General features: G+C 62.6%; 11 protein-coding genes. 5 read left to right on the top strand and 6 right to left on the bottom strand.

Going from position 1 to position 24094, the window contains the following annotated elements; genetic code table 11:
- The 6 genes from F8A90_RS10980 to F8A90_RS11005 form a co-directional block, all read right to left on the bottom strand.
- Positions 1-1644: a polysaccharide biosynthesis/export family protein gene (locus tag F8A90_RS10980; RefSeq protein ID WP_233593288.1), complete on the bottom strand. Its 1644-nt coding sequence runs from the start codon at positions 1642-1644 to the stop codon at positions 1-3.
- A 214-nt stretch (positions 1645-1858) separates the two neighbouring features.
- Positions 1859-2287, bottom strand: a complete 429-nt coding sequence (locus F8A90_RS10985) for a DVU3141 family protein (RefSeq protein WP_233593289.1) — start codon at positions 2285-2287, stop codon at positions 1859-1861.
- A 62-nt stretch (positions 2288-2349) separates the two neighbouring features.
- Complete coding sequence (cysN, locus tag F8A90_RS10990) at positions 2350-4266, bottom strand: sulfate adenylyltransferase subunit CysN (protein WP_442778866.1); 1917 nt, start codon at positions 4264-4266, stop codon at positions 2350-2352.
- A gap of 150 nt (positions 4267-4416) precedes the next feature.
- Positions 4417-5358 carry a sulfate adenylyltransferase subunit CysD gene (cysD, locus tag F8A90_RS10995; protein WP_200017172.1) on the bottom strand — a complete coding sequence of 314 codons (942 nt, stop codon included), beginning with the start codon at positions 5356-5358 and terminating at the stop codon, positions 4417-4419.
- A gap of 156 nt (positions 5359-5514) precedes the next feature.
- The gene (gene cysQ / locus F8A90_RS11000; RefSeq protein ID WP_233593290.1) at positions 5515-6363 is read right to left on the bottom strand and encodes a 3'(2'),5'-bisphosphate nucleotidase CysQ; all 849 of its coding nucleotides are present in this window, start codon (positions 6361-6363) and stop codon (positions 5515-5517) included.
- Positions 6364-6453: 90 nt separating this feature from the next.
- Positions 6454-8214: an SLC13 family permease gene (locus F8A90_RS11005; RefSeq protein WP_200017173.1), complete on the bottom strand. Its 1761-nt coding sequence runs from the start codon at positions 8212-8214 to the stop codon at positions 6454-6456.
- 369 nt (positions 8215-8583) lie between these two features.
- On the opposite strand from F8A90_RS11005, the gene F8A90_RS11010 reads away from it, so the two are divergent.
- From F8A90_RS11010 to F8A90_RS17580, 5 genes are all read left to right on the top strand, one after another.
- On the top strand, positions 8584-10998 hold the full coding sequence (locus tag F8A90_RS11010) for a capsular polysaccharide biosynthesis protein (protein ID WP_233593291.1): 2415 nt from the start codon (positions 8584-8586) through the stop codon (positions 10996-10998).
- A gap of 285 nt (positions 10999-11283) precedes the next feature.
- A complete protein-coding gene (locus F8A90_RS11015) occupies positions 11284-12498 on the top strand; it encodes a capsule biosynthesis protein (RefSeq protein WP_200017174.1) in 1215 nt (404 codons plus the stop codon).
- A gap of 132 nt (positions 12499-12630) precedes the next feature.
- The gene (locus F8A90_RS11020; RefSeq protein WP_233593292.1) at positions 12631-13530 is read left to right on the top strand and encodes an SDR family NAD(P)-dependent oxidoreductase; all 900 of its coding nucleotides are present in this window, start codon (positions 12631-12633) and stop codon (positions 13528-13530) included.
- 403 nt (positions 13531-13933) lie between these two features.
- Entirely contained in the window at positions 13934-15685 is a 1752-nt protein-coding gene (locus F8A90_RS11025) for an LTA synthase family protein (protein WP_200017175.1), read from the top strand.
- Entirely contained in the window at positions 15682-23856 is an 8175-nt protein-coding gene (locus F8A90_RS17580) for a type I polyketide synthase (protein ID WP_233593293.1), read from the top strand. The genes F8A90_RS11025 and F8A90_RS17580 overlap by 4 nt, the downstream gene beginning before the upstream one ends.
- Positions 23857-24094: the final 238 nt, after the last annotated feature.

Genomic DNA, 24094 nt, shown 5'->3' on the forward strand with positions numbered 1-24094 from the left:
TCAGAGGTCTATCGCGACTTTGGTGGCGACGGCGACCTGATAGAGAATCTGCGTAATGCTGGTGGCCAGCTGCAGGTTCTTGGTCGGCGGTTCCGGCAGTACCAGAATCTGATCACCCGAGCGCAGCTCGACTTCCTCGGCACGGCGTACGGCGCCGTTCTGGCGCACGACCAGAATCTGGTCTTCATCCGCGTGCTGGGTGAAACCACCGGCACTGTTGATATAGTCCATCACCGTCATGCCCTGGGTGTAGACCACGGCCTGAGGCACCACGACTTCGCCGCTGATCAGCAGGGAATCGCTGACTTCCGGGATGGTGATGACATCGCCGTCCTGCAGACGCACGTCGGCGATGTTGCCGTCGTCACGTGCCACGACCAGACGCCCGGTCGGCTCTTCCTTCTTGGCCTGCTCGACGAATTTCTCGATCATCGCGGCTTCCTGGACACGAAGCTCGGATTCTTCGGTGGTCGAGGAAGACGCGCCGAGATAGGTGGCCTGAAGACGCTTGAGACTGTCCTGCAGTGCCTGCGCCTGCTGTTCCTTGACGCTTTCGCGGCGGATGGACACGCTCTGGTAGTCGGTCAGCCCCTTGGGCACGCCGACGGCGTTGAGCAATTCGCCCAGATGAGCATCGCGCGGCAGTGCATAGCGTGAGGGGCCATAGAAGCTGCCTTCCAGCTGCACGACGATGGTCTCGTCACGCTGGTCGGCACTGAACAGTACTTCATCCCCGGCGCGTACGTCAGCGCCACGGAATTCCGCCACCGGCAGATAGCGCGAGATGGGGCCGTCCGTACGCGAGCCGCGCAGAAGCACGTGCGAGACACCAGACTTGAGGCGCGCCAGATTCAGCACGTCTTCCCCGCTCAGGCGCGAGTCGGTGAGTTCATAGCGGTAATCACGCTCGACATCTCCCACCACGCTGATGGCCGGGCCACGCTCCTCGACGACGACGGTATCCCCATCGCGGAACTGCGGACGGGCGATCTCGCCGTTGATCAGGAAGTCATAGAGATCGACCGTGTTGATGACGCGGCCGTTGCGCTTGATCTTGATCTTGCGGTAGCTGCCGAGTGCCTGGTCGATACCGCCGGCCTGATCCAGGAAATACAGCATGGAGTCATTCGGGGTACCGGCATAACGACCCGGATTCTTGACGTAACCGGTGACGAAGACGCCCACCGGCTGTACGCCCTGCAGATTGGTATAGACGCTGACATTCTCCGGATACACCTCCTGGATGGCAGCACGCACCTTGCCGTCCAGCTGAGCATTGGTGGTGCCCTGCACTCTCACCGGGCCGATACCCGGCAGGAAGATGTTGCCCTGCGCATCCACCGGCAGGACAGACTCCATCTCCACGCCACCCCAGACGCGCAGGGTGATCTGATCACCTGGCTTGATGGTGTAGCTGCTGTTGAGGCCATCGGCCATCATGCCGCGGAAACCACCGGTAAAGAGGTTTTCGCCGAACGGCGGCAGAGAGTCGGGGTCGGTCTGCTCCCGTGAGGTCAGCGGGCCGTAGGTGCCACTGCGCCAGTCGGCGCGCGCCTTGTCTTCCACACTGTCCGTCTTCTGCGGAATGCTGGAGGCCTGGTCGTCGCTGGACAGGATGGAACCACCGCCCAGGCCGGCTGCCATGGCAGGGCTGGCGTTCAGGCACGCTACCGCCACCAGGCACCCGGCCCGGAGCAAGAATCTGGAAATTGTCATCGGGCTAGGCCCCTCGTAGTGCAAGAATGGTGCAGTGTTGATCAGGAATGTCAGTGCCGGTCACGCCAGCCTGTTCCCTGTTGTCGTCGGTTCATGCCGTGTCGCGGTGCGGGCCTGTCAGCGAGAAGTTGCCGCAAGCGCGTCAGCGCGCCTCTTCCAGCAGACCGGTCACCAGTCGCTGGGTCACCCAGGTGCCCTCGCCGGCCTTGCCGTCATTGCTGGTACGACAGGCCAGCTCCTTGCTCGGCAGGTCACGGCTGTTGGAGACCGTCAGCTCGCGACAGATACGCCCGCTGGCCGCGAAGTAGCGCTCATGGGCGACCACCTCGACATTGCTGCCCCAGGGGCTGGTCGGCACAGCAATCACGCTGCCGGGGGCCGCGCTGTCGAGAAATGACGAGACATCCGCCGGCAGCGACGCAGCGCCGGTCAGATTGGCCAGGTTGGTGCTGCCGGCACCGGTGGATTCCGGATAGGAGGTTGCGCAACCAGTGATGGCCATTGCCAGGCCTGCGACTGCCGCGAGACGCACGACATGCGGCAAGCGCTGTTTGAATCGGGATAAAGTCATATGGAAGTCCTGAAACGGCAAACGCCCCCGCCTTGCGGCGAGGGCTGATCGGCGTGAATGCATCAGCCGATGACGTTGTAGTGCTTGAGCTGACTGACCAGCTTGAGTGCGGTCTGCTCGAGGCTCAGTTCACCCGTGTTGATCTCGATTTCCGGGTTCTCCGGCGCTTCGTACGGCGAGCTGATACCGGTGAAGTCACTGATCTCACCGGCACGCGCCTTGCGGTACAGGCCCTTGGGATCACGCTCTTCGCAGACGCTGATCGGCGTGTTGACGAAGACTTCGATGAACTCGTCAGTGCCGACCATATCGCGCACGGTCTGGCGATCGGCCTGGAACGGCGAGATGAAGCTGACCAGGGTGATCATGCCGGCATCGACCATCAGCTTGGCGACTTCGCCGACACGACGGATATTCTCGGCGCGGTCGTCTTCGCTGAAGCCCAAATCCCCACACAGGCCGTGGCGTACGTTGTCGCCATCCAGCAGGTAGGTGTTGTAGCCCATGGCGAACAGCTGACGCTCCAGCGCGTTGGCGGCGGTGGACTTGCCGGCGCCGGACAGTCCGGTGAACCAGATGATGCAGGGCTTCTGCTTGTTGCGTTCGGCACGGCGCTGCTTGGTGACCGCCATGTCGTGCCACACGATGTTGCTGGCACTCAGGGTCTCCTTGACCATGCCCGCACCGATGGTGATGTTGGACAGGCGATCAATGAACACGAAGCTGCCGGTATGTGGCGAACGCTGGTAGCTGTCCATGGCCAGCGGCTGGGTCAGCTCGACCTGCACGCGGGCGATGCCATTGAGCGGGATGTTCTCCGCTTCATTGCGCGCCATGGTGTTGACGTCGGTCTGGTGAATGATGCGCCCGACGCGGCCGATGACGCTGGAGGTACCGAGCTTGAGCTCGTATTCCTTGCCGACCACCAGCGGGTTCTCGTGCATCCACACCACGTCCGCGGTGAACGCGGTGCAGGGCTCCATGTCGGAATCCACCGCCACGATCATGTCGCCGCGCGAGATGTCGATCTCATCGGTCAGTGTCAGCGTGACAGCCTGGCCCGGCCAGGCGATGTCGAGATCGCCGTCGAAGGTGACGATGCGCTCGATCGTGGAGGTCTTGCCGGACGGCAGTACCTTGATCTGCTGGCCCGGTGAGACGGTGCCGGCAGCCAGGGTGCCGCAATAGCCACGGAAGTTGAGGTTCGGACGATTGACGTACTGCACCGGGAAGCGCAGGTCGGTCAGGTTGCTGTCCTCGGTGACATCGACGGTCTCGAGGATGTCCATCAGCGGACGCGCTTCGTAGGCGGCATCGTCATACCACGGGGTATTGGCGCTGAGGGAGACGACGTTGTCGCCTTCCAGTGCGGACAGCGGCACGAAACGGATATCCGGGACTTCCAGGTCCTTGGCGAACGCTTGGTAGTCCGCGACGATCTCGTCGAAGCGTTCCTGGGAGTAGTCGACGATATCCATCTTGTTGACCGCGACCACCAGGTGCTGAATACCCAGCAGCGAGCAGATGTAGCTGTGGCGGCGGGTCTGAGTCTGCACGCCATAACGCGCATCGATCAGGATGATCGCCAGGCTCGCGGTGGAGGCACCGGTGGCCATGTTACGGGTGTACTGCTCGTGCCCCGGCGTATCGGCGATGATGAACTTGCGCTTGTCGGTGGAGAAGTAGCGATAGGCGACATCGATGGTGATGCCCTGCTCACGCTCTGACTGCAGACCATCGACCAGCAGTGCCAGATCCACCTTGCCGGTGGTGCCGCTCTTCTTGGAATCGCGGGTAATGGCGGCCAGCTGATCTTCGTAGATCATCTTGGAGTCATGAAGCAGACGACCGATCAGGGTCGACTTGCCGTCATCCACGCTGCCGCAGGTGATGAAACGCAGCAGATCTTTCTGCTCGTGTTCCTTGAGATAGGCTTCGATGTTTTCCGCGATCATCGTTGACTGGTGTGACACTGTCATTCTCCCTGAACCCGGACTGTCCGGCGCGAGCCTCCCATGAGGCTTCCAGCGCTGCGAACATCCCGTGTCCTGTCAATTTCGTTGAGTCTTGCTTGCCTGACATCGTGCAGTAGCCGTTGCGGGCTAACGCAATACTGATGCGCCCGCCGCTTAGAAGTAGCCTTCGCGCTTCTTCTTCTCCATGGAGCCTGCCTGATCGTGATCGATGGCACGACCGGAGCGCTCGCTGGTACGGGTCAGCAGCATTTCCTGGATGATTTCCGGCAGGGTCGCGGCGGTGGATTCCACGGCGCCAGTCAGCGGGTAGCAGCCCAGGGTACGGAAGCGCACGGATTTCATCTCCGGCACTTCGCCGTCCTTGAGCGGCAGACGGTCGTCATCGACCATGATGTCGAGGCCGTCACGCTTCACCACCGGACGCACGGCGGAGTAGTAGAGCGGCACGATCTTGATGGACTCGAGGTAGATGTACTGCCAGATGTCCAGCTCGGTCCAATTGGAGAGCGGGAAGACGCGGATGGACTCGCCCTTGTTGATCTTGGAGTTGTAGATGTTCCACAGCTCCGGACGCTGATTCTTGGGGTCCCAGCGGTGGTACTGGTCACGGAAGGAGTAGACACGCTCTTTCGCGCGTGAAGCTTCCTCGTCACGACGCGCACCGCCGAAGGCTGCATCGAAACCATGCTTGTCCAGCGCCTGCTTCAGCGACTGGGTCTTCATGATGTCGGTGTACTTGGCGCTGCCGTGCTCGAACGGGTTGATGTTCGCCTCGACGCCTTCCTGATTGATGTGCTCGATCAGTTCCATGCCGACTTCCGCGGCCATCTCATCGCGGAACTTGATCATCTCCTGGAATTTCCAGGTGGTGTTGACGTGCATCAGGGGGAACGGCGGCACGCCCGGCGCGAAGGCCTTGCGCGCCAGATGCAGCATCACGGCGGAGTCCTTGCCGATGGAGTAGAGCATGACCGGATTGGAGAACTCGGCCGCCACTTCACGAATGATGTGGATGGACTCGGCCTCGAGCTGCTTGAGGTGGGTCTGACGTTCCGGTGTGATACCGAGTTTTTCAGCCGTGGACGATGCTGTCATTACAGATTCCTTGAGATCACTCTGCTAGTTGTTCCTGCCCTCTTCACTCGCAGACGAAGCCGCACATCCTGAAGAAGACCACGTATCCTTGACATCAGACTGACATGTACAGACGTCAGTCCTGTGACGCCGTGGCGCATCCCACGCAGTCGCGCATCACGCCCAGGGGGCTGCCGGTCTGGCGCACACGATGAAATAGGGATTCAGCACGCTGTCATGCTGGTTGTAACGCAGTGCCTGGCGGGTCTCGGCATGCAGCACCTGACCCCCTGCTGCTTCGACCACCGCATGTGCCGCGCCGGTATCCCACTCACAGGTCGGGCCGAGGCGCGGGTAGAGGTCCGCTGCCCCTTCGGCGACCAGGCACAGCTTCAGCGAACTGCCCATGGCAACGATATCGCAGGCCGCGAAGTCGGCAACGAATGCCTTGAAATCTTCGGTCTGATGCGAACGGCTACCGACGATGCGCCAGCTATCGGTGCTGCTCGGCACATTGCTGACCGCGATGGTCTGGCGCTCACCTTCGCCGATCTGCTTCTCGGCAATGGACGCCAGGCCTTCGCCCTGCTGGGCACCCACGTAGAGGGTATCGATGGCCGGCGCATAGACGACGCCCATGGTCGGCACGCCCTGCTCGATCAGCGCGATGTTGACGGTGAATTCGCCATTGCGCTTGATGAATTCCTTGGTGCCATCCAGCGGGTCAACCAGCCAGTAACGCGTCCAGTCACTGCGCACGTCCCAGCTGATGTCCGCATCTTCTTCGGACAGGATCGGTGTGGCGCCGAACTCGGCATCCATGGCCTTCAAACCGTCCACGATGACGGCGTGCGCCGCGCGGTCTGCCGTGGTCAGCGGGGAATCATCCGACTTCATGTCGACCGTGAAGTCACCGCTCTCGTAGATCTCCATGATGGCAGCGCCCGCCCTGCGAGCAATGGCCTCCAGCGCATTCAACATGGCGCGTGTCGTGCTGTCGGTCGTGCTCGCTGTCGTATCCGTCATGTGCCTTCCTGTCAGTGTGAATTCGCCAGCCAGGCTGACGATGAAATGAGTAACGCTCGCCGGCAGCGGCCAGACGCAGCGGAGCGAGGGTCAGCCAGTGAACGGCCAGATAAGAGGAATCAGAGCGACCGAGGTGACGCCGACGATGAGGCTCATCGGCAACCCGACCTTCATGTAATCCGAGACCTTGTACCCCCCGGGGCCCATCACCATCAGGTTGGTCTGATAACCCAGCGGGGTAAGAAAACTCGCAGAAGCCGCGAACATGATGGCGATCGCATAGGGCATCAATGAGACCCCCAACTGCTCGCTGACTGCCATCGCGATCGGAAACATCAACACCGCGGCGGCATTGTTGGTGATGATTTCAGTAAATAGTGTCGTGGTGAGATAGACCAGCACCAGCATCAGGAAGGGAGAACCACCGCCGAACTGCATCAGCTGATCAGCGACCATCTGGGCGGCACCACTGTCGGTCATCGCCTGGCCCAGTCCCAAGGCAGCGGCAATGACGACCAGCACGCTGCCATCGATGCTGGCACGCGCCTGCGAGGCCGGAAGGCAGCCGGTAAAGACCATCAGAATGGCGGCTGCCACGGCGGCCTCGACCAGCTCGACCATCCCCGCCAGGTGCGTGATGATCATCAGACTCATGATGGCGAGTGCGATGGGCGCCTTGGTGAGGTTGGGCATGCCATTGCCGTCCAGGGTGCTGACCAGCAGGAATTCGCGGTTATAACGATGCAGACGCGTGAAATCGGCAGCGGCTTCCAGCAGCAGGGTGTCCCCGGGGCGCAGCACGATGTCACCGACCTTGCTGTTGATGCGCTCACCATCACGTGACACGGCGAGGATCACGGATTGATAGCGAGTACGGAACCGCGCTTCACGCACGTTCATGCCGACGACGGGGGAGCTCGGGGCGATGACGGCCTCGACCATGCGCCGCTGGTGATGATCCAGATCCAGGCCTGCCGCATCACTCTCCAGCCCGCGGAACACACGCACTTCATGCGCCGTGTCTGCCACACCGACGAAGATGAGGCGATCACCGGACTGGAGAATGGTGTCAGGGCCGACCATGGACAGCAGCTTGCCGGAGCGTTCGATCTCGGCCAGATAGCCGAATTGAAGACTGCGCAGGCCCGCCTCCTCGATGCTCTTGTCGTGCAGCGGCCCCTTGTCAGCCACTCGCATGGCCACGGAGTACTCGCGGCCATTGCCGAGCTGCTCGACCAAGCCCTTGCGCTGGGGCAGGAAACGCCAGCCGATCAGCACCATCCACAGGGTACCGACGATCAGGACAGGAACGCCCAGCGCCGAGATATCAAAGATGCCGAGCCCGGGGAGATTGGCCTGGGACTGCAGCAGGCCGTCGACGACCAGATTGGTACTGGTGCCGATCAGGGTGCAGGTACCGCCGAGGATGGCGGCGTAGCTCATCGGCATCAGCAGACGAGAGGGAGAGATCTTCATGCGCGCGCACCAGCCCTGCACCAGGCCGATGAAGAGTGCGACGACAGGAGTATTGTTGAGGAAGGCACTCAACAGGGAGGTAATCGGCATCAGGCGTGCCAATGCTGAAGAAGGAGAGCTGGGGCGCCCGAGCAGGCGCTCCAGCATCCAGCGCAGCGCACCGGTTTCCTGTACGCCGGCGGCAACCACGAAAAGTGCCCCGATGGTCATGATGCCCGGATTGGCAAACCCAGCCAGGAAGGTCGCCGGAGAAATGACGCCCAGCAAAATCAACGACACGGCAGCGGCCATCATCAGCCACTCCGCCGGCCAACGATTCCAGACAAGCCCTGCCAACACTCCTACCGTCACCACCAGGGTGACAAAAGCATCCATGTGCTGCGCGATTTCCATCTACTAGCGTTCCCTTGGCGTCCTGCCGCTTCTTACTGGTCAAGCCCTGCGCTTCACATTCATATGAAGCTCAAGCATTAATGAAAATGCATCGCAGAGCGTGGCACTTTAGCAGTAAAGCTATTACTGCTGAAGCATGCAGTGAAAAAGCTGACAAACAAAATAAAGCACAGGTTAATCATTTGCCTGCTACCAATATCGCGAGCAAAGACTTGATTGAATTCGTTCGTCACTTTGCGTACTTTCCCTATTTGCGGACTCTGAGTCAACGGTCTCACACGACGGTCTCACCAGGCGTGCTGAGCATCACGAGTAAGCAGTCACTTTTCTTATCTGAAACGGACACCCTGCATGCTGAAGGCGGCAATGAACCAAGGATGGGAGCTTCTCATGCGTGCCCTGCCCTGCGCCTCTCACGCGCGGAAAGAAACACCAGCCGTCACGAATGACGCGACCTCTGGGGCATCACTTTGTTTTTCCTCCGGTATTTTTCGCCAGCCTCTTCTTGCCTGCTTCATTCCCGAGTTGCTGCCACTGAAAAGAGGGCGTACACCCCTTTCATGTCAGAACAATGACAACTTACTCGCCTTCAAGACTTTATCTTCCGCTGCCAAGCGACGTGCCCGGACAGGCACACTGAGCGAAAAAAATGTAGGAAAAGAACAACATCCTGCGACAACTGGCACGGATTCCTTGACAGAATTCGCAGCATCGAAAGGGATAGATACCGCGACGGAATTCGCGGATCAACACTCCTCGACAACTATCATGCGTGTCGTCGGTTGGGGACATAAACCTACGGCGAAACGCGCGCGCCAATATGCGCTTGAACATGGATTGCCCTACGTCGCATTGGAGGATGGTTTCCTGCGCTCTCTGACCCTGGCAAGCGCCGGTTACCCTGGCATGGCGATGGTGGTCGATCACCAGGGCATCTATTACGATGCGCGCCAACCGAGCGATCTCGAGCAACTGATCAAGGAAGCGCCGACGCGCCAGGGAGAGGCATTGCTGGCCCGAGCACATGCGGCCATCGAAAGCCTGCGCATGCATCGCTTGAGCAAGTACAACCATGCGCCAGAGCGCAAGTTGCCAGCCCGAAAGCCTGCCATGCAGCGACTTCTGGTCGTGGACCAGACTGCCGAGGATGTGTCTGTCGTGGGCGGCATGGCCAGCCCGGAGACTTTCCTTGCCATGCTGAGGGAGGCCTGCGCCATCGAGGGAGCCGAGGTATGGGTCAAGGTGCATCCGGATGTGATCGCCGGCAAGAAGCGCGGTTATCTACTGGAGGAAGCACGCAAGCTTGGCTGCACGCTACTGAGTGACGACATCAATCCCTGGTGCCTGTTCGAACAGGTCGATGGCGTCCATGTCGTGACCAGCCAGCTTGGGTTCGAGGCCCTGATGGCAGGCCTGCCGGTGACCTGCCACGGCATGCCGTTCTATGCCGGCTGGGGCCTGACGGATGACCGACAGCAATCCCCGCGCAGAGGCCAGTCACGCACGCTGTATCAGGTGTTTGCCGCGGCCTATCTCGAATACAGCCGTTATGCCAACCCCTATACCCAGCAGGCCGCGACCCTCGAAGAGATCATCCAGTTATTGGCGGATCAAAAGCGCCAGGCCGAGAGATTGGCAGGCGACTGGATAGCGCCGGGATACTCGCGCTGGAAGCGTAACTTCCTGCCCGGCTTCCTCGGGCCATTGGCGCACTGCGACTTCGTCAAAAGCGACGCCATCGCACTGCAAAGGCTGCAGAAGAAAGTTGGTGCTGCCACCGCGCATGATCCGCAAGCATTGTGGCAGTGCAAACAGCAGGCAGCACACCCTCCCAGGGTACTGAGTTGGGCGAGTAGGACTACAACAGAGCAGGAAGCTTCGGTCATTGCACAAGGGGGCGCTCTGTGGCGAATCGAGGACGGCTTCTTGCGCTCAGTCGGCCTGGGGGTGGATCTCACGCGGCCACTTTCATTGATCCTCGATCCGCTCGGCATGCATTTTGACGCCAGTCGCTCAAGCGCACTGGAGCAGTGGTTGATGCATCATGATTTCACCGATGCCGAGTTAGGCCGCGCGCGCCAATTGCGCGAGCGTCTGATTAGATTGGGATTGAGCAAGTACAATTCGGAAGGTGATGACTTGCCGGACCTTCGCGCGATGGCCAAGGGCCGTGAGGTGATATTGGTCGTCGGTCAGGTGGAATCAGATGCCTCGATACGCCATGCCTGCCCCGGCATTCGTACCAACCAGGCTTTGCTTGAGGCGGCGCGGGAATTGCATCCTGAAGCTTACGTGATCTACAAGCCGCATCCCGACGTTGTGACAGGGGGACGTAATGGCAAGGTGGCCACTGAAGGCGGGGCGTACGATCTCGAATTGATCAGCGGCAATATCAGTCGGTTATTTGAGCAAGTCGATCACGTTCACACGCTCTGCTCGCTCGCCGGCTTTGAAGCCCTGATACGAGGTGTGCCCGTCACGACCCATGGCCTGCCCTTCTATGCCGGCTGGGGATTGACCAATGACCAGATCGTCTGCCCAAGACGGACACGAACCTTGAGTGTGGATGCTCTGGTGGCTGGCGCTTTGATCGAGTACCCCGTGTATGTGGCCCCTGAGCACGGTCACTTATGCAATGCCGAGACAGTCGTCACGATCCTGGAACAACAACGTGACAAGCTTCGCAGAGGCACCTTGATGCCTGCATTGCCTTGGAAAACCCGTCTTTATCGAGGCTATCGCGCCTTATTCATCGGGAAGCACTGAATCATGTCACATGGACGTCTGGCATTGCCTTTCACCACTCCAGCTTCCGCCCTCATGCCCTCGGACGCACGAGCGCAAGAGAGCATTGGGAGACAAGGACTCTCGTCGGCAACCTCCGTGGCTAGCGCGATCGAAAAGCTGCGTCTGCTCAAGATGTCGGATGATGCCGTTCTCACACGCCCGTCAGTTCAGCCCGACGTCTCGCGTGGCGCTGAATTGCACACTCCTCCAGCGCAGCCACCGTCGGCTCACATCCGACCGGGGGGCGGCCGCAGGCGTGTCTTCATGTTGCTTCAGGGAGTGTGCTCGCCCTTCTTCCTGCATCTGGCGAAAAAGCTCAAGCAGGATGGCCATGAGGTCATCAAGGTCAACTTCAACAGCGGCGACAGCTTCTACTGGCGCCACGACAAGGCGTATGCCTATCGCGGCAAGCTCGAGGACCTCGGTGACTGGATCGCCGAACTCTGGCGCAAGCACCACGTCACGGATCAGGTGCTGTTCGGCGACCGTCGCCCGGTACATCGTGATGCCGTGCTCAAGGCGGAATATCTCGGTATTCGTACCCACGTGTTCGAGGAGGGCTATTTTCGCCCCTACTGGGTGACACTGGAACGCGAAGGCGTCAATGGCCACTCCCTGCTGCCACGCGACCCCGACTGGTTCCGTGAGGCAGGCAAGCACCTTGAAGATGCCCCCACGCCGCAACGTTTCAAGGCGCCTTTCAGCGAGCGTGCGCGCCATGACATCACCTACCACCTGGCGGGCGCGGCCAATCCGCTGCTCTTCCCGCGCTATCGGCCACACAGCATCCACGCCGTGCAGGAATACGCGGGCTACGCGACACGGCTGCCCTTGATGCGCTGGTACAAGCGGCGTGATGCCAAGCGTATCGATCAGCTGATGGGCAGTGGCGCGCCCTACTACATGTTGCCGCTGCAATTGAATACCGATGCCCAGATACGTCATCACTCGCGCTTCGCCAACATGCAGGAAGTCATCCAGCGGGTGATGAAGAGCTTCGCCCTGAATGCGCCACGCGGTGCGCGCCTGGTCATCAAGAACCACCCCCTCGACATGGGGCTGGTGGATTACCCGGGGTTGATTCGCTCATTGGAGCGCCGTTACGACCTGATCGGGCGTATCGTCTACCTGGAGAGCGGCAACCTGGAGAAGCTGTTGCAGCAGGCCAAGGGCATGATCACGGTCAACAGCACGACCGGCAACGTGGCACTGCAGTATCGCTGCCCGACCTACTGCATGGGCGACCCGATCTTCAACCTGCCCGGCCTGACCTTCCAGGGCTCGCTGCATGATTTCTGGACCCAGGGCCAGCGCCCCGACACCACGCTCTTCCGACATTTCCGCAATACGGTGATTCATACCGTGCAGCTCAATGGCGGCTTCTACTGCAAGCCGGGCATGCAACTGGCCGTGTTGGGCGCGTCCAAGATACTCTGCGCCGAACGCTCGCCATTGGAGAACATGTTGAGCCGCTGCTGAACATGCGAAAAGACTGCTGGACCACGCAACATCGGTGAGACACGCCAATGATGGCAGCCTCTCTCACCCGACCATAACGAGAAACGCAAGGGAACTGCCGACCTTCGGTGTCGGGATTCAAGGAGACCAAAGATGACGGCCATGCCCCCCCAGCAGCCAGAGCCTACCGACGCTGAGCGCGCCGCCGGCACTCACCGAGCGGATCATCGACCAGCAGATCATCGACCTGCAGAGAGCGACTCCAGTGCGAAAGCAGCGCAGGATGCCAGCCGCCTGCGGCGCGTCCTGATCACCGGTGCCACGGGCGAGATCGGCGGCGCCCTGGCGCGCGCCTATGCCGAGACGGGCACCACGCTGATCCTCACCGGCCGCAAGCAGCGCAAGCTCGATGCGATCGCAAGCGACTGCCGCAAGCTGGGTGCCGAGGTGGAATGCACGGTACTCAATCTGTGTGATGAAGAGACCCTGCTCACCTGGCTGGATGAAGTCTGCGCGCGCGGCGTGCCGGACATCGCCATCGCCAATGCCGGCATGAATACCGATATCGGCCCCCAGGGCAACGGAGAGCGCTGGGAGGATTCACGCCGCCTGCTGCAGACCAACGTGATCGGCACACTGGGCATGGCCCATCATCTGGCCATGGCGATGAAGCAACGCGGCAGTGGGCAGCTGGTACTGCTCAGCTCCCTCGCGGCGTGGCATGGACTGGCATTGACGCCCAGCTACAGCGGCAGCAAGGCAGCGGTCAAGGCATATGGCGAAGGCCTGCGCAGCTGGCTCAAGCCCCATGGCGTGGGGGTCACCGTCGTCATGCCCGGCTATGTCACCTCGCCGATGTGTGAGGCCATGCCAGGACCCAAGCCCTTCGAAATGCCACCCGAGAAGGCCGCACGCCGCATCCTCAAGGGCGCGGCGCGTAACCGGGCGCGTATCAGCTTCCCCTTCCCGCTCAACTTCGGGTGCTGGTGGTTGAGTGTCCTGCCCGCCGGAATCTCCCAGCGCCTGCTCGGGTGGTTCAATTACACTCATTGATTGGGACATGCTTCCCACGCGCCACGGTGCAGGCTTGCGTCTTCATTAACCATGCACCTGAGTCGTGAGCCAGGCCGTCATGAGCAGCAGGCGATGGCTCAGCGTTTTTCCATTGTCATGACAATGAGTTAGCGTAATACCCCAGTACCTGCCACTGGAGTACATCGTGCAGAATCGATGGGATAGACAGTGATGGGAACGCCATAGCGAGTGCAGGGAACGCCATAGCGATAGTTGAACACGCTGGAACGATCAGGATCTGGACACCAGAGCACCTGAAAATACTGCGGCGAGGGGCCGACTTGTCACTCCCCTCGTCGCCATGGATCTTGATCAGGGTCGAGTACTCGACCGGACACTACACAGCCCCTGCGACGGCAGAGGCTAACGAGGTCGGCATTACATGGAGTTTGTCATTGCGTTTGTGTCTTTCATGGCCGGGCCACTGCTGGTCGGCCTCGGGTTGACGCTGGGGCTTGAGCATCTGCTGCTGAAACAGATGACGACACCGCCAGCCGCATTCTGGCGTCGCCCCGTCAGTGCCAGGCTGGCACATGTCGGGTACTGGTGCGCCAGCTGGTCACTGTGCACCTTGATCACCCAGCGGCCCTGGTTCTCGCTGATCGTCGTCAATGCGCTGTGGCTGGTGGTGCTGCAGGTCAGCCACACCAAGTACGTGTCGCTGCGTGAACCCTTCCTCAGCCAGGACTTCGAGTACTTCACCGACGCCATCAAGCACCCGCGCCTGTATATCCCTTTCTTCGGCATCGGGCTGACCATCGCCGCGACCACGGCAGGGGCGCTGGCGATCGGCCTGGGACTCTGGCTCGAACCCGCACTGGGCTTCTCAGCCACCTACTCAGGCAATGCCGCTCTATGGCTGGTGCCATTGATCAGCGTACTGCTCGGCGCGAGCCTCCTGGTCTACGCCCTGGGCAACCGTCTGGCCAGCAAGGTGATGCTGGTACCCGAGTTCGACCTGAGCGAGCTGGGCATGGTGCCCTACCTGCTGGCCTATGCGCGTCTGGCGCGCCGCCCACTGGCGCCACTGCGAAATCCCCTGGAGGAGGCACAGCGCGAACTCGACGATACCTTGCGCGAACTCGATGACGAGGACGCCATCAAGGCGCTGCCCCATGTCGTCAGCGTGCAGAGCGAATCCTTCTTCGACGCCCGCCGCGTCTATCCTCGGGTACGTGACGATCTGCTGCCGAACCTGGACCGCTGCCACTTCACCGCCCTGGCCCAGGGACTGCCGTGCGGTCGTCTGGCCGTGCCGGCGTGGGGTGCCAACACCGTACGCACCGAAACCGCCTTCCTGACCGGACTGACCGCCGAGGAACTCGGCGTGCACCAGTTCAACCCCTACCATCAGCTGGCGCATCGCGCCGTGCCGAATCTCGCCGCCAGCTACAAGGCAATGGGCTATCGCACGTTGTGCATCCATCCCTATCCCGGCACCTTCTACCTGCGCAACCAGGTGCTGAAACAGCTCGGTTTCGATGAATTCCTCGACATCGCCCACTTCAGCGATGCCGACAAGAGCGGCCAGTACATCAGCGATGCCGCCGTGGCCGCCAAGGTGGAAGACTGCCTGTTGGAGGCCGGCGATACCCCGCTGTTCATCCAGGTGATCACCATGGAGAATCATGGCCCGCTGCATCTGGAAACTTTCGACAGCGCACGTCTGCCGGAGTGGTATGACGGAGACCTGCCAGAGAAGTGCCAGGAACTGGGCATCTATCTGCGGCATCTGGTGAATGCCGATGCGATGATCGATCAGCTCACCACCGCGCTGGCGCGACTGCCGCGCGGCGGGCTGCTGTGTTTCTATGGAGACCATGTGCCGATCATGCCCGAGGTCTATACGACCCTGGGCGAGCCCAATGGCGTGACCGACAGTTTCATCTGGTCCAGCGCTCTGCCGGAGTCCGACGACACCGCCCGCCAGACCATGGCGGCCGTGCGCGACAAGGACCCGGAGCTGATGGAGTGGGCCCTCGATTGTGAAGGGCCCTTCAAGACTGACGAGCAATGCCGCAAGGGCGATCCGCGCGTCATCAATATCGATACATTAGGAAGTGCGCTGCTGAAGGCGACTGCGAAACATGCTCGCCACAGTGCCGTGACTCAGAAGTTCAGGAGCTTGTCATGACCCGACGCGTTGCCATCATCGGCGCAGCCAGCCGTTTCCCCGGCACCACTCAGGCCACCCTGTGGGACGACCTCCTGGCCGGCAAGGACATGGTGACCGAAGTCGCCGACGACCGCTGGAGCAAGGAGTCTCTCTCGCACCCGGACAAGAAAGCCCCGGGCATGAGCTATAGCTTCGCCGCAGGTTCGCTGGGCGACATCACGGGCTTTGACCCCGCCTTCTTCGGTATCAGCCCGCGCGAAGCCGCCAGCATGGACCCCCAGCAGCGCATGCTGCTGGAGATGAGCTGGGAAGCCATCGAGCACGCCGGTATCCCCGCCGAGAAGATGCGCGGCTCACGCTGTGGCGTCTTCATGGGCATCGCGAGCCTGGATTACTCCTACCGCATGGCGGATGACCTGAGCGCCATCGGCCCGAATACCGCGACCGGCAATACCTCCAGCGTGGCCTCAAACCGTCTGTCGTATGCCTTCGACCTGCACGGCCCAAGCCTGTCGCTGGATACCGCCTGCTCTTCTTCAATGGTCGCCTTCCACCAGGCCTGCCAGTCGATCAGAAGCGGTGAGACTGACATGGCGCTGACCGGCGGCATCAGCCTGCATCTGCATCCGTACGGCTTCCTGATCTTCTCCAAGGCCACGATGTTGTCGAAGACCGGCCGCTGTCAGGTCTTCGATGAAGCCGGTGATGGCTACGCACGCTCCGAGGGCGGCGGCGTCTTCCTGCTCAAGGATCTCGACCAGGCCATCGCCGATGGCGATCGTATCCTCGCCGTGGTGGCCTCTTCCGTGGTCAATACCGATGGCTACAAGTCCGGCCTGACCGTGCCCAACCCGGCGGCGCAGATCCAGCTGATGGAACAGGCCTGCGAGCAGGCCGGCATCAGCCCGGACGAGATCGACTATCTCGAGGCCCACGGCACCGGCACCGCGGTCGGTGACCCGCTGGAAACCCGCGCCATCGGTGCCGCCATCGGTCAGAAGCGGACTACCCCTCTGCCGATCGGCTCGATTAAGAGCAACATGGGTCACCTGGAAACCGCCTCTGGCGTGGCAGGCCTGGCCAAGGCACTAGGCGTGATCGCGCATCGTGAAGTGCCGGCGACGATCAAGATCCAGCGCCTGAATCCGAAGATTCGCACTGACGAGTGGAATCTGGATATCGTCACCCAGCCGCGAAAGCTCAAGGCAGACGGGCGTCTGGTGGTCGGAGTCAACTCCTTCGGCTTCGGCGGCGCCAATGCCCATGTGCTGCTGGAAAGTGCCCCCGAACAATCGGTAGCGCAACCGACTGCTGAAGGTGAACAGACCCCGCCGCTGCGCCTGAGCGCCCGCTCCCCACAAGCGCTCAAGCAGTCCGCGCTGGAACTGGCAGAGCATCTGCGTGAGCTCGCCGCCCACGACATGGCACCCAGCCTCTACGATCTCGCCTGGCAGCTGGCTGCCCGCCGTGAGCATCATGTGCATGGTGCCCTGCTCAGCGCGGATAACTTCACCACCCTGCTTGAGGACCTCGATACCCTCGGTAGCGAAGGGGATCTCGGCGACCATCCGCGCATCACTCTGGCGGACCGTCTGCCGTCATTGCCGAGCGCCAGTGACAATGGTGCATCACCGCGCGCCACGCCGAATGCCCCGACTCCCGTACAGGAGCGTGGCCCGGTATTCGTGTACTCCGGCAATGGCTGCCAGTGGGCCGGCATGGGCCGTGCCCTGATGGAAGAGTCCGCCAGCGTGCGCGCCTGTCTTGAGCGCCTCGATGCCGCCTTCCGTGACTTCAATGGCTTCGAATTGCTCAAGGAACTGGACGGCAGCCTGAGCGAGAAAGGCGAGAACCGCCTGGATGCTACCGAGATTGCCCAGCCGACGCTGTTCGCGCTGCAGGTCGCGGTCACCGAGTGGCTGATCGAGCGTGGCATCCGCCCCGCTGCCGTGACCGGCCACAGTGTCGGCGAGGTCGCTGCCGCCTGGGCCAGTGGCGCACTGACGCTTGAACAGGCCACCCGCGTCATCTTCCAGCGCAGCTATCATCAGGGGCGCACCCGTGGCACTGGCGCGATGATGGCCGTCGGTCTCGGCGAGTGCGAGATGCGCGAATGGCTGGAGCAGCCGCAGTGGGCCTCGCTGTCACTGGCCGGCATCAATGGCCCGCGTGGCACCACCCTGGCGGGTCAGCGTGAGCTGCTGGAAGCGCTAAGCAAGGAGCTCTCCGCCCAGGGCACCTTCGCAAGAGTGCTGGGACTGGATTACGCCTTCCACAGCCCGGCGATGGACCCGATCAAGCCTGGCCTGCTCGAATCCCTCGACGGCCTGACGCCCCGCGCCACGCATACCCCGTTCATCTCCACCGTCACCGGCAGCGTCATTGCCGGCGAGCAGCTGGATGCGCGCTACTGGTGGGAAAACATCCGTCAGCCGGTCATGTTCGAGGCCGCCGTCACGTCGCTGGTCAACTGGCACGCCGAGACGGAAGAGAACGCTGCCCTCGGCCGCCATCGCCTGCTGGTCGAGATCGGCGCGCACCCGATCCTGCGCAGCTATCTGAACGACATTCTCAAGGCGCGCAGTGAAGAGGCGCCCGCCGGCCAGGTACTCGCCAGTCTCGACCGTCGCCATGCCGGGGTAGACGCCCTGGAGCATCTGCGCGGTCGCGTACTGGTCTCCGGCGCCGTCGACATCACCGAGCTGTTCCCGGTCGCCGGTCAATTCGTCGAGCTGCCAGGCTACCCGTGGCAACGCAGCCCATGCTGGATCCAGACCACCAGCGAAAGCCAGCGGCTGCTGGACCGTCATTATGTGCACCCGCTGCTCGGCTATCGTCTCGCCCAGCAACGCCTGACCTGGGAAGCCCAGCTCGATACCCAGAAGGTCGCGTGGCTGGCCGATCATCAGGTCGGCGAGAGCGCCGTCTTCCCGGGGGCCGGCTATCTGGAGCAGTGCCTGGCCGCCGCCCACGAATGGCAGGCCGCCAGCGCCGACGCAGACTATCTACCTGATGTGCTGGACCTGGAAGACTTCGAGATTCGTGCCCCGCTGCTGCTCGATGACAGCACGCTGCGCCTGACCCGTCTGTCACTGGACAGCGCCAATGGCGCCATGCGTCTGGAGAGTCGTGAGACACGCGCCGAAGATGCCGACAAGTGGAATCTGCACGCCGTGGCGCGCGCCTTCACCGCCACGCGTGGACGCCTGCTGGAGCGAGCCGCCCCGGTCATGCCGACTCGCGCCGCCGATTTCGGTCGCGATGAGCACGTGGCGGCTGCCGCGCAACTCGGCCTGCATTACGGCCCGCATTTCCGCGCCGCCGAGCAGATCTGGATCGACGCGGGCACCGACCATCACGCAGCGGGCACTGCGCGTCCGCAGGTGCTGGCCCGTTTCTCGCTGACCGAGGAAATGGCCAGCCAGGACGCCGACTTCCACCTGCACCCCGGGGTGCTCGACAGCGCCTTCCAGCTGTTCATTCCGCTGCTGGGCGTGCTCAAGGGCCAGATGGCGGCAAGCAACGGCATGGCCTTCGTGCCGGTACGCGTCGGACGCCTGCAGGTGCGTGAGCAGGTACGCGCCTCACAGATCGTCACCGCACGTGTGGTGCTGCGCTCGCGTGGCCCGCACTCCCTGTGCGCCGACTTCGAGCTGTTCGACGCCGAAGGCCGCGCCGTAGCGGTTGCCGAAGAGGCCCGCTTCCGCGCCGTACGCCTGGGACGTGATGGCACGGCGCATCTGGATTACCTGGATATCGAACTGACTGCCGCACCGCATCCGCTGAGTCCGCGCCCTGCCGCCGCCCTGGCGCTGGAGTCGCTGGTCGCCGAGGCGATGGCGCCCGAGCTTGCCTGCAGCGACGACACCACTCATCCGCTGGCAGACAGCCAATGCTTCCGCGATGAGCTGGAGCCGCTGCTCGACAGCCTGATGCTCGCCAGCGTCCACGAGACCCTGCTGCGTCACGCCGCACCGGGCGACCCGGAACTGGCTCATCTCGATCACGAGGCGCTGTCGCGCTGGCAGCGCCGTTGTCCACTGTTCAGCCGTGCCCTGCTCGACTGGGCTGAATCACAAGGCCTGACGGAAGCACTCGACAGCGGCGACTGGCAGATCAACTCGCTGGACCTGCCCGCCGCCAATGACATCTGGCAGCTGCTGGTACGTGACTATCCGGGCCAGTTCCCGCTGACGCACGCCGCCGGTCGCCTGCGTCTGCATCTGGACGAATGGCTTAATCGCGGCATGCCGTTGGACGGCACTCCGTTGGGTGACAGGACCACGCCGGATAGCAAGGACGATGAAGCGGCAGCAGACCGCGAGGCGCTGCTCTCGACGGACGCCAGTGCCGCGCTCGAATACTTGCGCCAGCCGCTGATCCCGACGCTGCTCAAGACGGCGGTCGGCAATGCCGGCTGGCAGTGGTTGAGCGCCCAGCTCGATCAGCGCATCAGCAGCGCACTTGCCGCTCTGCCGGCCGGCCAGCGCCTTGATGTGCTGGAGCTGGGTGCCGGCGGCCCCTGGCTGGGCCAGCGCCTCGCGACACTGCGCGAGGCGGATGCACGCAAAGGTCACTATGGGTTGCTTGATTATCGCTTCGTGGCCGCCAGTACCGGCGCCCTCAGTGAAGCCAATCGTCTGCAGGATGACTTGCCGCTGATCGACGTGATCGCGGGCGAGGCCTTCCAGGATACCGCCGCGACTGGCAAGACTCAGCTCGCCATCGTGCATCTGGACTTCGAGGCACCGTCACAGGCGCGCGAGCTGCTGACAGCGCTGATCGCCCGTCTGGCACCCGGCGCGCAGCTGCTGCTGTGTGGCTGTGAACCGGCGGCCTGGGCTGGCCCGATTCTGGCCCTCGATGATGGCGAGCAGCTGCGCAGTCATCCGGGCATCGCGCAATGGCAACGTCTCCTGACCCAGCTGGGCCTCGATATCGATTCACCGGCGCCTGTCAGCGATAACCTGACCAGCGATAGTCTGGCCAGCGATCACCTGGGTACTGAAACATCAGGCGCCTGGTGGCTGTCCGCGACGCTTGCCGCTCAGGCACCGCTCGCGGCTCAGACATCACTTGCGGCTCTTGCGAAAACCGCTGAAGACCAGGCGGCGGCAAGTGAGCCAGTGGGAAACCAAGCCACCACGCTCTCCATCGCGTTGCTGGATAGCCCGCAGGCACCGGCGAATCAGGCATTGCTGACAAGCTTGAGCGACTCGCTGGCCGCGCGCGGTCATCAGGTCAGCCATGAGCGCCTGTCAGCCAGCCTGCCCGCGGACGCCTGCGCATTGATCGAGCAGCTTGGCGACGTTGACCACCTGATCGCGCTGCCCGGTGCTGCGGCGACAGATGAGCAGAACGGTACGGATAGCACCAATGCCCTCCAATGTGCGCGTCAGCAGCTGCTGGCACAGATCGCCCAGGCCTTTGACAGCGCCCAGGAGCAGGACGACAGCCGTCCCGCCCCAACCCTGTGGGTGCTGACCCATGACGTGGCGACGCTGTGGCAGACAGAGAATGCGCCCGCAGCGACGACGCCAGCGGATGCGGCCAGCTGGGGCTTTGCACGCAGTCTGGCCAACGAGAGCCAGTCGCTGGCCATCCGCCTGCTGGATACGCCGACGCTGGAGCACGACGCCGCCAGCACGCCGGCCTTGTTCGACGCGCTGGTACAGGAACTCGAAGCGCCAGACCATGAACAGGAAGTGGTGCTGGATGCCACTGGCGCGCGCTTCGCGACACGTCTGCGCCAGGTAGCGGCGCCTCAGCAGGCCGCTGGTAGCGAGAGCTCCCTCTCGCAGATCTCAGGCTCGCAGTCGTCAGGCGCTCAGCGACACGGCGTCAGCCTCGGCTTCAGCCAGCCCGGCCAATTGCGCAATCTGGAATGGCAGCCACGCATGCTGCCCGCCGTGGCAGACGGTGAAGTGGAAGTGCGTGTCGAGGCGACCGGCCTCAACTTCCGCGATGTCATGTACACCCTCGGTTTGCTGTCGGATGAGGCCATCGAACACGGCTTCTCCGGCCCGAGCCTGGGGCTCGAGTTCTCAGGTGTCGTCGCTCAGGCTGGCGCCAATGCCGAATTCAAGGTCGGCGAGCGCGTGGTCGGCTTCGGCCCGGCCAGCTTCTCGGACCGTCTGGTGATCGCGGATACCGCTCTGGCTCATGTGCCCCACGGCGTCAGTCTGGAAGCCGCGGCGACCATCCCGACCACCTTCTTCACCGTCTACTACGCGCTCAAGCATCTGGCGCGTCTGGAAGCCGGCGAGAAGGTGCTGATTCACGGCGCCGCCGGCGGCGTGGGCATCGCGGCGCTGCAGATCGCCGAGTGGCTGGGCGCCGAGGTGTTCGCGACCGTCGGCTCACCGGCCAAGCGTGACTTCCTCGCGCTGATGGGCATCGAGAACGTCTATGACTCGCGCAGCCACGGCTTCGCGGAAGACATCCTGACCGATCTCGCCAAGCGTCAGCAGCGCGATCCATCCGTGGATGCCCGTGGCGTCGATGTGGTGCTCAATTCGCTGGCCGGTGAAGCCATCGCCCAGAACCTGCGCGTACTCAAGCCGTTCGGGCGTTTCTGTGAGCTGGGCAAACGCGACTTCTACGAGAATACCCCGATGGGGCTACGTCCGTTCCGCAACAACTTGAGTTACTTCGGCATCGATTCCGATCAGCTGATGAAGGAATGCCCGGGCCTGACCACGCGTCTGTTCCGCGAGATGATGGCGCTGTTCGAGGATGGCACCCTGGCGCCACTGCCCTACACCACCTTCGATGCCAGCCAGGTGGTGGAAGCCTTCCGCTATATGCAGCAGGCCCGTCAGATCGGCAAGGTCGTGGTCACCCAGCGCTCCCTGACTGCATCGCTGAGCGAGGCGCGAACTGTCTCGGAGACTTCTGCCCCGGCTGACCTGTCCGGCGAACTGAGTCTCGACCCGGCTGGCAGCTATCTGGTCACCGGCGGACTGGGCGGCTTTGGCCTGCGCAGTGCCGAGTGGCTGGCCGCGATGGGCGCGCGTGAGCTGGTACTGCTCGGGCGCTCCGGTGCGGCCAGTGAAGAAGCGCAGCAAGGCGTCGCGCGTCTCGAGGCCCAGGGGGTGAAAGTGCATGCCCTGGCCTGTGATGTCGCCGATGAAGCCGCGCTATCAAAGGTGTTCGCACGCTTCGCCAAGACCCCTGATGCCAGTGAGACTGATACCAGTGAGACGGACGATGCCATCGCACCGCTCAAGGGCATCATCCATGCCGCGGCGGTGATCGATGATGCGCTGATTCGCCACCTCGATGCCGAGCGCATCCAGCGCGTGATGACGCCGAAGCTGGAAGGCGCGCGCCTGCTGGATCGCCTGAGTGCCAAGCATGCGCTGGACTTCTTCGTGCTCTACTCCTCGGCCACCACGCTGTTCGGCAATCCCGGACAGAGCGTCTACGTGGCAGCCAATCATTGGCTGGAGGGGCTTGCCGCCAACCGTCGTGCCCGTGGTCTGCCGTCTACCTGCGCGCGCTGGGGTGCGATCGAGGATGCCGGGTTCCTGGCGCGCAACGAGAAGACCCGTGAAGCACTCAAGAATCGCCTCGGCGGTGACGCACTGATGGCAGACCACGCACTGGCCTGTCTCGGCGAGATGATCAGCGCGGATCAGAAGGCCCAGGCGCTCGGCCTGCCGGGTCACTCACTGGGCGTGCTGGAACTGGACTGGGGCGCGCTGGCGCGCTTTTTGCCGACCGCTGCCACGCCGCGCTTCGAGGAAATCGCCCGCCGCGCCGGTGAGGATGACAACAGTCAGGCGCAGCAGGATGATATCGCCGCGGCACTGGCGGGCTTGAGCGGCGAAGCGCTGCAGACCGCCATCGTCGAGATTCTCAAGGGCGAGCTGAGCAAGATTCTGTTGATCGACGTAGACGCCATCGACGTCAACAAGAGCGTCTACGACATGGGCTTCGACTCACTGATGGGAGTCGAGCTGATGACGGCGGTGGAGGCGCGCCTGGGCATCAGCATTCCGGTGATGATGATCAGCGAAGCCGCCACCCTGTGGCGACTCGCGGAGCGCCTGATGCACAAGATGGGCAATGCCGACGACGAGGAAGCCGAAAGCCGCTCGGAAGACCAGGCCATGGCGCAGCTGGTGAAGCAGCATGGCGGGGAGACGCCGACGGTGACAGAGCGGGGAGAGATGGTCAGCAAGTAGCCATCTTCCCCCGGCACCCAGCCCACGCCGTGATGCCGGATGGCAGGTGTGGGCTGGTGCCATGCGCCATCTTGGCGTAACGTCGACCCATTCGCGCGACGGTGACAGGCAAACGGAACTTGCCGGTTCGGGCCCTGACAGCAGTCCCCCGCTCTCGCCAAGGCCCATGCCTCGTCAGCGCACACGATCAGCTTGAAGATACCCGACGGGCGGAGAGCCAAGGCTCTTGCGCCCGTTT

Source organism: Cobetia sp. cqz5-12 (assembly GCF_016495405.1).
Lineage (GTDB): Bacteria > Pseudomonadota > Gammaproteobacteria > Pseudomonadales > Halomonadaceae > Cobetia.